This is a genomic window from Bacteroides faecichinchillae JCM 17102, assembly GCF_000614145.1.
GTDB lineage: Bacteria > Bacteroidota > Bacteroidia > Bacteroidales > Bacteroidaceae > Bacteroides > Bacteroides faecichinchillae.
In genome coordinates this window covers 30,489-43,552 of record NZ_BAKK01000029.1, presented here as the reverse complement: position 1 = coordinate 43,552, position 13,064 = coordinate 30,489, and the positions used below count along the sequence as shown (strand labels likewise).

Below are 13,064 nucleotides of genomic sequence, written 5' to 3'. Positions count from 1 at the left end.
ATATAGTATTGGTAGCTTACTAGCTTATTAGATGAGGTTTCAGAGAAGGCAAAAGCAAGCGAACAGTTGAGAATGAATTTTAATCTTCATGATTCTCTTGATGCTAAAGCTCAACGTTTATTGAATGCATTAGAAATAGGGACTGTACTTCCTATTCACCGTCATTGTAATACAGCAGAGACTTATATTCTTCTTCGAGGAAAAATTCGTGTGATGTTCTACAATGAGATAGGAGCTGAAACGGAATCGTTTTTATTAGATCCTTTGAATGGGAATTATGGTGTTCATGTCCCTATCGGACAATGGCACACATTAGAGGTATTAGAGCAGGGTTCAGTAGTTTTTGAAGTAAAAGACGGACCTTATATTCCATTCCAACCGGAAGATATATTGTATTAGTTTACTTGGTTTATTTACACTTGTATTAGAAGACGCTGATATTTAGTGTATTATAAATGATATTTAAAAAAAGGCTCCTTGCGGGGCTTTTTTTATTGCCCATTCAAGATAAAAACTTCACCTTTGCATTGTTGATCAACGAAACGTGAAAAAATAACTTGAATTTAAATCTTTTAAAAAACGTATTATGAGTGTAATTTACAAAATCGTTACGCGACCATCGGATCCGCGTATTCCTAATTCTCCTAAGAGATTTTATCCACATTTGGTTACTTTAGGTCAGACTGTTAATTTGAAATATCTTGCACAGAAGATGCAGGATCGTTCTTCGCTTTCAGTTGGTGATATCAAAAGTGTTATTCAGAACTTTGTGGATAAATTGAAAGAACAGTTGCTGGAAGGTAAGTCGGTAAATATCGAAGGTTTAGGAGTGTTTATGCTGACAGCTCGTTCGAAAGGTGCAGATTTGGCGAAAGATATTACTGCCAATAGTGTAGAGAGTGTGCGTATTTTCTTCCAAGCAAATAAAGAATTACGGATCACAAAAACAGCTAGTCGTGCGGATGAGAAACTTGACTTGATTAGTTTGGATGATTATCTGAAGAAAATCAATGCGATTGTGACACCGGAAAATCCTGATGGAGGTGAAGGTGGAGATGACAAAGGTGACGGTGATAACAGTGGAGAATCACCGGATCCCACATTGTAAGCTGTAAAATGAATTGTTGAATTAAAAATAGAAAAAATCTATGAAGAAAACGTGGAGTGTGGTATTAAAAGTAATTATTGCTGTTGCCGGTGCCATTGCCGGAGTGCTTGGAGTGCAAACGGCAATATTGTGATAAGTAGTTACTAAGTCGATTATTAAATAGAGGTAGTAGGCGGGAATGATTTTTTTCCGCCTATTTTTTACTTCAGATTTCTAAAATATTTCCGTATCTTCCGCATGAGTTTTATTCCCAGCATTACACCATCGAATACTGCCATTCCTGTATTGAATGAGCGCATGATTGCGTTTGTCTTATTATTCGCCGGTGGGAGAGGAGAAAATATATTGCTACAGTGGCTGTCATTGCCTTCTTCTGAACTTGGATTTCACCTTGTAACTTTTTTTTGCGTTGGGCTATGTTTTCTAAAGTTAGTTTGGGAGTGATTTGCGTGCTCATAACTTATTTATTTGAATCGGTTAAAATTAAACCGGCAAGGAAGTTCACCATTGGAGAAATAATGAGTCGCTTGCGGAAAATGATGACAGCGATGATGAGTAGGATGTTTATACCTGCTATGATGGAAAAGCTTATCATTAAGCCACCGACTATAGGCTCCAGGATATAAGCTAATGCAAAAAGCAGGTAAAACAGAGCCACCATGGCAAGGATAATAAGCACTAAAACCATAATTAAGGTGGAAAGAAGTATAGCTAACTTCTCGGTAATCTCTAATTTAGTGTATTCTTTTTGAAGTTCCAGATATTTCTTAAACTCGAAAAACAATTGTTGAAAATTCTCAATACTTTTATCGTCTGCAAACATGATCGCTCTGTTTTAGTCCTTTGTTACTTTATTCTGCTATTTCTCCTTTCATCTCAGCTGCTATCTCATCAACGAGATTTTCCATCTCGCTACGATTCAGCTTGATACCTTTCTTACGAAGAATTTCTGCAATTTTATGACGAGTGTCTTCTCCTTTATCAGGAGCGAACAAAATACCAAGGGCTGCGCCTACGGCTGCACCACCTAGAAAAGCTGCTAATACATTTAATCCTTTCATATCTTTAAATTTTAAATGAAATATCACAAATATAACATTTCTATCGGTAAGTTGTTCTCGAATGATGAAAAAATTAATTAGATTTTATTCATTTTTTCCTCCTCCAGTAATTTCCGTTCGCTCGATTTCCACGATAAGCTTTTTTTTTTTGGCTTTGACTCTGATTTCTTCAGCCTTTTCGTTCTGAGCTTTAATGCCCTCTTGTGTGATGAATAGATGATCTTTAACAACCGGAATGTTCTTGCCGATTAATTTTTGAATATCTTTTAAATAGGGGAGTTCTTCGGATTCACAGAAAGAGATTGCTGTTCCTTCGTTTCCAGCACGACCTGTACGCCCGATGCGGTGAACATAAGTTTCCGGTATATTGGGGAGCTCATAGTTAATGACATGGGATAGTAAATCTACATCGATCCCTCTGGCAGCTATGTCTGTAGCAATCAATGCTCGGAGAGTGTGATTTTTGAAATTGGTAAGTGCACGCTGACGTGCATTCTGGGTTTTATTACCATGGATCGCTTCTGCTCCTATTCCGGCTTTTGTTAGAGTACGTGCTAATTTATCCGCACCATATTTTGTGCGAGTAAAAATAAGCACGGATTCGATGGATGGATTCTTTAACAGGTGAATTAATAAGTCTTTTTTCTGCTGTTTTTCTACGAAATAGATAGATTGAGAAATGGTATCTACTGTAGAAGAAGCAGGCGTTACCTCTACTTTTTCCGGATTCGTTAGCATGGAATTAGCCAATTTCTCTATTTCAGGAGGCATCGTTGCGGAGAAAAAGAGGGTTTGACGTTGAGCCGGAAGTAGTTTAAGTATACGTTTTATGTCGTGGATGAATCCCATATCGAGCATACGGTCCGCTTCGTCTAACACAAAATAATCAAGCGATTTGAGAGAAATATAGTTTTGATCTATTAGATCTAATAATCTCCCGGGGGTGGCTACTAATATTTGTACTCCTTCCCGTAAGGCATCAGTTTGCGGCTTTTGGCTTACCCCTCCGAAGATGACAGTATGTTTTATCCCGGTATAGCGTCCATAGGCTTCGAAGCATTCACCGATTTGAATAGCCAGTTCACGCGTCGGAGTTAAAATCAGGGCTTTGATATTTTTCTTCTGATCTGTCTTATACAATTTCTGTAGAATTGGGAGGGAAAAGGCAGCTGTCTTTCCTGTACCAGTCTGTGCGCAACCTAATAAATCTTTTCCACGAAGTATAATTGGAATAGCCTGTTCTTGGATGGGAGTGGGGACAGTGTAACCCTCTTGTTGCAGAGCTTTTAAAAGTGGCTCTATTAAATTCAAATTTTCAAAATTCATGTAAAATAGTTGAATGAGCCTCGCGGCTCTGTTATTATGATTGTACAAAGATACGATCTGGTAAGAAGTATTCATTTTTTTATGAAGTGGTTTAATCTTATTTAACTACACATCGGGACTAACCAATGAATGTTAAGGCGTACTTTTGTCTTTTGATATTGTAAAACGAAACATAATGGAAACTAAGATTGTTTTTATTACTGGTGCAAGTAGTGGAATTGGTGAAGGTTGTGCCCGTAAATTTGCATCTCAAGGATGGAATCTGATTTTGAATGCACGTACTGTGTCGAAACTTGAAAAATTGAAATCTGAATTGGAGGCTGCTAATGGTACTCGGGTTTATATATTGCCTTTCGATGTACGTGACCGAAAACAGGCTACTGATGCGTTGGAAACTCTGCCTGAGGATTGGAAATCTATTGATGTGCTGGTAAACAATGCCGGATTGGTAATTGGAGTGGATAAGGAATTTGAAGGAAATCTGGATGAATGGGATATTGTGATTGATACGAATATCAAAGCCTTGTTGGCTATGACACGTCTGGTTGTTCCGGGGATGGTTGAGCGTGGACGTGGACACATTATTAATATCGGTTCTATTGCCGGTGATGCAGCATATCCGGGAGGTAGTGTTTACTGTGCTACCAAGGCAGCGGTGAAGGCACTTTCGGATGGTCTCCGGATTGATCTGGTAGATACTCCGCTAAGGGTGACGAATATAAAGCCGGGTATGGTGGAGACGAATTTTACAGTAGTACGTTATAGAGGTGATAAGCAGGCTGCTGATAATTTTTATAGAGGTATTCGCCCTTTGACGGGAGATGATATTGCTGAAACAGTTTATTTTGCAGCGTCGGCTCCTGCGCATATTCAAATCGCTGAAGTGCTTTTGATGCCGACTTATCAAGCAACGGGAACTATTTCTTATAAGAAGTAAGGAGGAATAAACGTTTTTTTCGTTGGATTTCTTTTGCCGGATGATAAAATTTCTATTATTTTGTTGCCGGAAACTAGATATAAATAGATGATAACATTGAATTATTAATTAAAACAGAGTATAAAGGTATGAAAAAATTGGTCGTATTAGGAATGGGGGTATGCATAGTATTGGCATTTGCCTCTTGTAAATCTAGCGAAAGCGCCTATAAAAAAGCTTATGAGAAAGCTAAACAACAAGAGTTGGCTGAACCTCAGGTTGAGGCTCCGGTAGAAGTAACTCCGGTAGTGACTGCTCCTGTTACTACAACTAAGACTACGGATACTTCCGGCGTTCGTCAGGAAAAGGTTACTGTTATTTCTGGTAATCAAGGGCTAAAAGATTTCAGTGTCATTGTTGGTAGCTTTAGCGTGAAAGCAAATGCTGAAGGGTTGAGAGATTGGTTAGATGCACAAGGTATAAAGCTACAATTGTATTCAATGCTGAAAAAGCTATGTATCGTGTCGTTGCAAGCTCATTCGCTGATAAACCTTCTGCTGCTGAGGCACGTGATGCTATCAAAGCTAAATATCCGAGCCGTTTTAAGGACGCTTGGTTGTTATATCGTATTAATTAATTTCTTTTTGGTAATATATATCGGGAGGAATGTGTATTGTTTCCCGAATAAGAAGGCGGTAACTGGGAAGTTACTGCTTTTTTATTAGAGTTGTATGAATATATTTTTAGATTTATTTATCAATCTACTAAAAGAAGTTATAAAAAAGGGATGTGAAACTTTTTTAGCAAAGAAAGTTTTTACTTTTGTCAATTCTTAATTTAGGAGATTTATGACCTTGATTGATAGATCAATTTTAATGTAAAGATTCTGATGGAACAAAAATATGTGATGGCTGCTATTGGTGCGGCTTTGAAAGCAGGTGAGAAAATTCTTTCTATTTATAATGATCCGACATCGGATTTTGAAATAGAGAGTAAAGCGGATAATTCTCCTTTAACGATAGCAGACCGAAAAGCACATGAAGTGATCGTTTCAATTTTGAATGAGACTCCTTTTCCTGTTCTTAGTGAAGAGGGTAAGCAGCTGGAATATGCAGTAAGACGCGAGTGGGATACTTTATGGATTGTAGATCCGTTGGACGGAACGAAAGAGTTTATTAAACGTAATGGAGAATTTACGGTAAATATCGCTCTGGTATACGAGTCTATACCTGTAGTTGGTGTGATTTATGTTCCTGTGACAAAAGAGCTTTATTTTGCTGTAGATGGAGTAGGGGCTTATAAATGTAAGGGTATTATCTGTTTGGAAGATAATGTGATAACGTTGGAACAGTTGATACGGAAATCGGAAAAGTTACCGGTAAAGGAAGTTCGGGATCATTTTATAGTGGTTGCTTCCCGTTCCCATTTGACATCTGAGACTGAGACATATATTAAAGACTTAAAGAAGAAACACGGTTCTATTGAATTAATATCGAGTGGAAGTTCTATTAAAATTTGTTTGGTTGCTGACGGTAAAGCTGATGTATACCCGCGTTTTGCTCCAACTATGGAATGGGATACAGCTGCTGGGCATGCGATAGCCAGGGCTGCCGGAATGGAATTATATCAAGTAGGTAAAGAGGAACCTCTCCATTATAACAAGGAAGATTTATTGAATCCGTGGTTCATCGTTGAGAAAAAAAGAGAACACTAATTAATGTTTATATGACATTTGAAATTGTATTTGTACTGTTATCCTTATTAGGGATGGTAGCCGCTCTGATTGCTGATAAGATGCGTCCGGGTATGGTACTTTTCTCTGTAGTAGTCCTGTTTTTGTGTGCCGGGATTCTGACTCCGAAAGAAATGCTTGAAGGGTTTAGTAATAAAGGTATGATTACTGTTGCTTTATTGTTCTTGGTGAGTGAGGGTATTCGCCAATCAGGTACATTGGGACAAGTAATTAAAAAGTTACTTCCACAGGGGCGTACTAGTGTTTTTAAGGCTCAATTGCGTATTTTGCCTTCGGTTGCATTTATTTCTGCTTTTCTTAATAATACTCCTGTAGTTGTTATATTTGCTCCTATCATTAAACATTGGGCTAAGTCTGTTAAACTTCCGGCAACTAAATTTCTGATTCCGCTTTCTTATGTTACAATTCTCGGAGGTATTTGTACTTTAATCGGTACTTCTACCAACTTGGTGGTGCATGGAATGATTTTGGAGGCGGGATTTGAGGGTTTTTCCATGTTTGAGTTGGGTAAAGTAGGAATTTTTATTGCTATTGCTGGCATTATTTATATTTTCCTTTTTTCCAAACGACTTTTACCAGATGCTCGTCCAGATACGGCTATTCCTGATGAGGAAATAGAAGAAGGAGAAAAGCTACATCGCGTAGAAGCTGTGTTGGGTGCACGTTTTCCCGGTATCAATAAAAAATTAAGTGATTTTAATTTTCAACGTCATTATGGAGCCGAAGTGAAAGAAATAAAGACTCGTAGCGGACAGCGGTATGTTGCGAATCTGAATGAGGTAGTGCTTCGTGAAGGTGATACGCTTGTGGTAATGGCTGATGATACGTTTATTCCGACATGGGGAGAGTCTTCGGTGTTTGTGCTGTTGACAAATGGTAATGATCCGGATGCTGCAGGTAAGAAGAAACGTTGGCTTGCTTTGATTTTATTGGTATTGATGATCGTTGGTGCTACGGTAGGTGAGCTTCCTGCAACTAAAGAAATGTTCCCGGATATTAAACTGGATATGTTTTTCTTTGTTTCCATTACTACTATTATAATGGCGTGGACTAATATTTTCCCTGCTCGTAAGTATACTAAATATATTTCCTGGGATATTCTTATTACCATTGCTTGTGCATTTGCAATTAGTAAGGCGATGGTTAATTCAGGGGTGGCTGATAGTGTAGCTAAGTTTATTATCGGATTGAGTGATGATTACGGACCGCATGTGTTGCTTGCTATGCTGTTTATTATAACTAATTTGTTTACGGAGTTGATTACTAACAATGCTGCGGCTGCTCTTTCTTTTCCGTTGGCTTTGTCAATAGCTTCTCAATTGGGAGTAAGTCCGACACCATTCTTTGTCGTGATTTGTATGGCTGCTTCTGCCAGTTTCTCAACTCCGATTGGTTATCAGACTAATTTAATTGTTCAAGGTATTGGTAATTATAAGTTTACGGATTTTGTTAAGATTGGACTGCCACTTAATATTATAACATTTCTAATTTCTGTGATTCTGATTCCAATGATTTGGAAGTTTTAATAAACTAATTGTATAGATGGAAGAAAAAAATCTTATATATCCTATATTTGACCGTATGATGACACGACAGGACAAAGAAGAACTGTTAGGTCAGCATAGTGTGATGATCTGGTTCACCGGGTTGAGTGGTTCGGGGAAGAGTACGATTGCTATCGCTCTGGAACGGGAGCTGCATAAGCGTGGCTTGCTTTGCAGAATTCTGGATGGAGATAATATCCGCAGTGGAATTAATAATAATTTGGGATTTTCGGAAGCCGATCGAGTGGAGAATATTCGCCGTATTGCTGAAGTTTCTAAATTATTTCTTGATAGTGGTATTATTACTATTGCTGCATTTATCAGTCCAAACAATGATATTCGTGAGATGGCGGCTAATATTATCGGGCAGGATGATTTTTTAGAGATTTTTGTGAGTACTCCTTTGGAAGAGTGCGAAAAACGTGATGTTAAAGGTTTGTATGCCAAAGCGCGAAAAGGGGAAATAAAGAATTTTACCGGAATATCGGCTCCTTTTGAGGTTCCAGAACATCCGGCTTTGTCATTAGATACGTCAAAGTTGACTTTGGAGGAATCAGTGAAACATCTGTTGGAGCTTGTTTTGCCTAAGGTGAAAAGAACAGTTGAAGTAGAATAAAATCATTATTAAAGTAATGGAAGAATATAAATTAAGTCACTTGAAGGAACTCGAGGCTGAGTCTATTCATATTATCCGCGAGGTGGCTGCGGAATTTGAGAATCCTGTGATGCTTTATAGTATCGGTAAGGATTCATCGGTGATGGTACGTCTGGCTGAAAAAGCGTTTTATCCGGGGAAAGTACCATTCCCATTAATGCATATCGATTCGAAATGGAAGTTTAAGGAAATGATTCAGTTTCGGGATGAATACGCAAAGAAATATGGTTGGAATCTGATTGTAGAAAGTAATATGGAAGCTTTTCATGCAGGGGTAGGACCTTTTACGCATGGAAGTAAAGTACATACAGACTTAATGAAAACACAGGCATTGCTTCGCTCATTAGATAAATATAAGTTTGATGCTGCCTTTGGAGGTGCACGTCGTGATGAGGAGAAATCTCGTGCTAAAGAGAGAATATTTTCTTTCCGCGATAAATTTCATCAGTGGGACCCCAAAAATCAGCGTCCGGAGTTATGGGATATCTATAATGCCAGAGTACATAAAGGGGAGAGTATTCGTGTGTTTCCGTTGAGTAATTGGACTGAGTTGGATATCTGGCAATATATTCGTTTGGAAAATATTCCTATCGTTCCTTTATATTATGCGAAAGAACGTCCGGTTGTTACTATTGACGGTAATCTGATTATGGCGGATGACGATCGTTTGCCGGAGAAATATCGTGATCAGATTGAAATGAAGATGGTTCGCTTCCGTACCTTGGGATGTTGGCCGCTGACAGGTGCTGTTGAAAGTGAAGCAGCTACTATTGAGGAGATTGTAGAAGAGATGATGACTACAACTAAGAGTGAGCGTACAACTCGTGTGATTGACTTTGACCAGGAGGCGAGTATGGAGCAGAAAAAACGTGAAGGATATTTTTAATTCTAGAAAGTGATGGCAGAAAACAAGTTAGATATAAAGGCTTTTCTGGATAAGGATGAACAGAAAGACTTATTGAGATTGCTGACAGCTGGATCGGTGGATGATGGTAAATCGACATTGATCGGACGTTTGTTGTTTGATAGTAAGAAATTGTATGAAGATCAGCTGGATGCGTTGGAACGTGATAGTAAGCGTGTTGGTAATGCTGGAGAACATATAGATTATGCTTTATTGCTTGACGGTTTGAAAGCAGAACGTGAGCAGGGAATAACGATTGATGTGGCATACCGTTATTTTTCTACCAATGGTCGTAAGTTTATTATTGCAGATACTCCGGGGCATGAACAGTATACTCGTAATATGATTACAGGTGGTTCTACCGCTAACCTTGCAATTATTCTGGTGGATGCCCGTACGGGAGTGATTACGCAAACGCGCCGTCATACTTTCCTGGTTTCTTTATTGGGGATTAGGCATGTGGTGTTGGCTGTAAACAAGATGGATTTGGTCGGTTTTTCTGAAGAACGCTTTAATGAGATCGTTGCAGAATATAAGAAATTTGTAGCTCCGTTAGGTATTCCGGATGTGAATTGTATTCCGTTATCTGCTTTGGACGGTGATAATGTAGTTGACAAATCTGAACGTACTCCATGGTATAAAGGAATTTCTTTACTCGATTTCTTGGAAACGGTTCATATTGATAATGATCATAACTTTAAGGATTTCCGCTTCCCGGTACAATATGTGCTTCGTCCCAATCTTAACTTTAGAGGTTTTTGCGGTAAAGTTGCATCAGGTATTATACGTAAAGGAGATACGGTGATAGCACTGCCTTCCGGTAAGACTTCGAAAATAAAAAGTATCGTTACATATGATGGTGAGTTGGATTATGCCTTTCCACCTCAATCTGTAACATTGACTTTGGAAGATGAGATTGATGTCTCTCGTGGTGAGATGTTGGTACATCCTGATAATCTGCCTATTGTAGATCGTAACTTTGAGGCAATGATGGTTTGGATGGATGAAGAACCGATGGATGTTAATAAGTCTTTCTTTATCAAACAGACAACGAATCTGAGCCGTACGCGAATTGATTCGATTAAATATAAGGTAGATGTGAATACGATGGAACATTTATCTTTAGAGAACGGTCAATTAACTAAAGAGACTTTGCCTTTGCAATTGAATCAGATAGCGCGTGTTGTTCTGACAACAGCTAAAGAACTTTTCTTTGATCCATATCAGAAGAATAAATCTTGTGGCTCTTTTATATTAATCGATCCGATTACCAATAATACTTCTGCTGTAGGTATGATTATTGACCGGGTTGAGATGAAGGATATGAACAGTACGGATGATATTCCCGTATTGGATTTATCAAAATTAGGAATCTCTCCTGAACATTATGATGCTGTAGAAAAAGTCGTGGAAGAATTAAAACGTCAGGGCTTCGCTGTGAAGGTGATAAAATAAATAAAGATATAGAAAAGTGAAATGTTGAACCGGAATATTTGATAATATATTATTGTGATACAATTAATTCATTATCCATTATCCATTAACCATTATATAAAATGGGATTACTTGAATTTAATAAACTTCCGATTAATACCTTAGTAGGGGCTGATTGGAAAACGTTTAAGTCCATTACTGCTAATCGTGAAATTGATGCTGCCTATAAAGGAAAGTATCGACTGACTAAAGCGGTATGTCAGTTATTGTCTCCTCTGGCTACTTTACAGAATAAACGCTATGAGAAGTTATTGGCAGATCAGCCTTTGGAGCATGATCCTGTGTTTATTCTGGGGCATTGGAGAAGTGGGACAACTTTTGTTCATAATGTTTTTTCTTGTGATAAACATTTTGGCTATAATACCACTTATCAAACAGTGTTTCCGCATTTGATGATGTGGGGACAGCCTTTCTTCAAAAAAAATATGAGTTGGCTGATGCCGGATAAACGTCCGACAGATAATATGGAGTTGGCAGTAGATCTTCCTCAGGAGGAGGAATTTGCATTGGCCAATATGATGCCTTATACTTATTATAACTTTTGGTTTCTTCCTAAGTATCAGCAAGAGTATGCAGATAAATATCTGTTGTTTGATGATATATCGGAAGCTGAATTGAAGGTTTTTGAGGAGGTGTTTACTAAATTGATTAAGATTTCATTGTGGAATACCAAGGGGACGCAATTCCTTAGCAAGAATCCACCTCATACGGGTAGAGTGAAGGAGTTAGTGAAGATGTTTCCCAACGCTAAGTTCATTTATCTGATGCGTAATCCGTATACGGTGTTTGAATCGACTCGTAGTTTTTTTACAAATACGATTCAACCTTTGAAATTGGAAGATATCAGTAATGAACAAATTGAGGAAAATATCCTTTCTATTTATGCAAAGCTTTATCATAAATATGAATCGGATAAAAAGTTTATTCCTGAAGGCAATCTGATAGAAGTGAAATTTGAAGATTTTGAAGCGGATGCTATGGGGATGACGGAGAATATTTATAAATCACTTTCTATTCCGGGTTTTACCGAAGCACGAGCTGATATTGAAAAATATGTCGGTGGGAAGAAGGGATATAAAAAGAATAAGTATAAATATGATGATCGAACTATCCGATTGGTAGAAGACAATTGGGACTTCGCTTTGAAACAATGGGATTATAATTTATAAAGAAAGGAAAGATATTAATGATTCAGCATATGGTTCATCGCTTGTATTTTGTCGTTTTTATGGCATTTTTTATCTCTTTACCTTTAATGGCTCAACCAGTGGTTGAAATGCTCCTTTTGGTGATATGGACCAATGGGTTGATCGCCAGATAAAGGAATCGGGAATTATTGGAGGAAATACGAAGAATGTATATGAGATAGCTCCAACGGCTGTGATTAAAGGGGATCAGCCTTATAAAAACATGGGCGGTTCGCCATGGGGTACTTCCAACGTAATGGCTAAAGTTGCGGGCATTACGAAAACGAACACATCTGTTTTCCCTGAAAAAAGAGGAAATGGTTATTGTGCCCGGTTGGATACGCGTATGGAAAGTGTGAAAGTGTTGGGGGTGGTTAATATAACAGTGTTGGCTGCCGGCTCTATTTTCACCGGATCTGTGCACGAACCTATTAAAGGTACGAAAAATCCGGAGAAGATGTTGCAAACAGGTATTCCGTTTACGAAGAAGCCGGTAGCTCTTCAGTTTGATTATAAAGTGAAGATGTCTGATAGAGAAAATCGTATTCGTGCTACTGGATTCAGTAAAATCACAGATGTACCAGGTAAAGACTTTCCGGCTGCTATTTTGTTTTTACAAAAACGTTGGGAAGATGCGGATGGAAACGTTTATGCAAAGCGTATTGGGACTATGGTGACATATTACTATCATAGTACAGATTGGAAAAACAATGCTACGTATGAAATTATGTATGGTGATATTACAAAACGTCCTGAATATAAGTCACACATGATGCGTTTGGGGGTTACTGAAAACTATACAGTGAATAGTAAAGGAGAAAGCGTTCCTATACATGAGATTGCGTGGGGGGCTGAAAATGATGTTCCTACTCATTTGTATCTTCAGTTTACGTCAAGCCATGGGGGAGCATATATCGGTTCTCCCGGTAATTCATTATGGATTGATAACGTGAAATTGGTCTACTAAAGTCCATTTTTGATGTTTTTTGAATTTTAAGGAACTAATAACTTAAAAAAGAAGCTGTCGCTGAAACCAGTCTTTATGTTGGTATTCGGGATAGCTTCTTTTTTTGTTTTTAATTCTGAATCTTACCCCACTCTTTCGCTTATTTATTG

Annotated in this window: 11 protein-coding genes and 5 pseudogenes; 12 read left to right on the top strand and 4 right to left on the bottom strand. The window is 38.1% G+C overall.

Translation table 11 applies throughout. From position 1 onward, the window contains the following. Positions 1-24 precede the first annotated feature (24 nt). The 3 genes and pseudogenes from JCM17102_RS14290 to JCM17102_RS30700 all read left to right on the top strand — a co-directional run. Positions 25-399: pseudogene (locus JCM17102_RS14290) on the top strand (WbuC family cupin fold metalloprotein); the annotation flags it as partial. A gap of 187 nt (positions 400-586) precedes the next feature. After that, positions 587-1,108, top strand: coding sequence for an HU family DNA-binding protein (locus JCM17102_RS14285; protein WP_025075634.1), 522 nt, complete (start codon positions 587-589; stop codon positions 1,106-1,108). A gap of 40 nt (positions 1,109-1,148) precedes the next feature. Next, entirely contained in the window at positions 1,149-1,241 is a 93-nt protein-coding gene (locus tag JCM17102_RS30700) for a smalltalk protein (protein WP_159106337.1), read from the top strand. A gap of 67 nt (positions 1,242-1,308) precedes the next feature. On the opposite strand, the pseudogene JCM17102_RS29815 reads toward JCM17102_RS30700, so the two are convergent. From JCM17102_RS29815 to JCM17102_RS27775, 4 genes and pseudogenes are all read right to left on the bottom strand, one after another. Then, positions 1,309-1,565: pseudogene (locus JCM17102_RS29815) on the bottom strand (hypothetical protein). A gap of 3 nt (positions 1,566-1,568) precedes the next feature. Further along, on the bottom strand, positions 1,569-1,931 hold the full coding sequence (locus JCM17102_RS14270; RefSeq protein ID WP_025075633.1) for a phage holin family protein: 363 nt from the start codon (positions 1,929-1,931) through the stop codon (positions 1,569-1,571). A 28-nt stretch (positions 1,932-1,959) separates the two neighbouring features. Next, positions 1,960-2,169, bottom strand: coding sequence for a YtxH domain-containing protein (locus JCM17102_RS14265; protein WP_025075632.1), 210 nt, complete (start codon positions 2,167-2,169; stop codon positions 1,960-1,962). A gap of 88 nt (positions 2,170-2,257) precedes the next feature. After that, positions 2,258-3,495: pseudogene (locus JCM17102_RS27775) on the bottom strand (DEAD/DEAH box helicase). 175 nt (positions 3,496-3,670) lie between these two features. On the opposite strand from JCM17102_RS27775, the gene JCM17102_RS14255 reads away from it, so the two are divergent. The 9 genes and pseudogenes from JCM17102_RS14255 (at position 3,671) to JCM17102_RS27765 (ending at position 12,915) form a co-directional block, all read left to right on the top strand. Then, the gene (locus JCM17102_RS14255) at positions 3,671-4,432 is read left to right on the top strand and encodes an SDR family oxidoreductase (protein WP_025075631.1); all 762 of its coding nucleotides are present in this window, start codon (positions 3,671-3,673) and stop codon (positions 4,430-4,432) included. Positions 4,433-4,560: 128 nt separating this feature from the next. After that, a pseudogene (locus JCM17102_RS27770) lies at positions 4,561-5,048 on the top strand (SPOR domain-containing protein). Between the two features lie 252 nt (positions 5,049-5,300). Further along, positions 5,301-6,125: a 3'(2'),5'-bisphosphate nucleotidase CysQ gene (gene cysQ / locus JCM17102_RS14245; RefSeq protein ID WP_025075630.1), complete on the top strand. Its 825-nt coding sequence runs from the start codon at positions 5,301-5,303 to the stop codon at positions 6,123-6,125. 11 nt (positions 6,126-6,136) lie between these two features. Beyond that, positions 6,137-7,690: an SLC13 family permease gene (locus JCM17102_RS14240; protein WP_025075629.1), complete on the top strand. Its 1,554-nt coding sequence runs from the start codon at positions 6,137-6,139 to the stop codon at positions 7,688-7,690. Positions 7,691-7,706: 16 nt separating this feature from the next. Next, on the top strand, positions 7,707-8,324 hold the full coding sequence (gene cysC / locus JCM17102_RS14235; protein WP_025075628.1) for an adenylyl-sulfate kinase: 618 nt from the start codon (positions 7,707-7,709) through the stop codon (positions 8,322-8,324). A 16-nt stretch (positions 8,325-8,340) separates the two neighbouring features. Then, complete coding sequence (gene cysD, locus JCM17102_RS14230) at positions 8,341-9,249, top strand: sulfate adenylyltransferase subunit CysD (RefSeq protein ID WP_025075627.1); 909 nt, start codon at positions 8,341-8,343, stop codon at positions 9,247-9,249. Between the two features lie 12 nt (positions 9,250-9,261). Next, the gene (cysN, locus tag JCM17102_RS14225; protein WP_025075626.1) at positions 9,262-10,722 is read left to right on the top strand and encodes a sulfate adenylyltransferase subunit CysN; all 1,461 of its coding nucleotides are present in this window, start codon (positions 9,262-9,264) and stop codon (positions 10,720-10,722) included. A gap of 101 nt (positions 10,723-10,823) precedes the next feature. Continuing rightward, positions 10,824-11,930, top strand: coding sequence for a cholesterol-responsive sulfotransferase (locus JCM17102_RS14220; RefSeq protein WP_025075625.1), 1,107 nt, complete (start codon positions 10,824-10,826; stop codon positions 11,928-11,930). A gap of 17 nt (positions 11,931-11,947) precedes the next feature. Beyond that, positions 11,948-12,915: pseudogene (locus tag JCM17102_RS27765) on the top strand (PCMD domain-containing protein). Positions 12,916-13,064 lie beyond the last annotated feature (149 nt).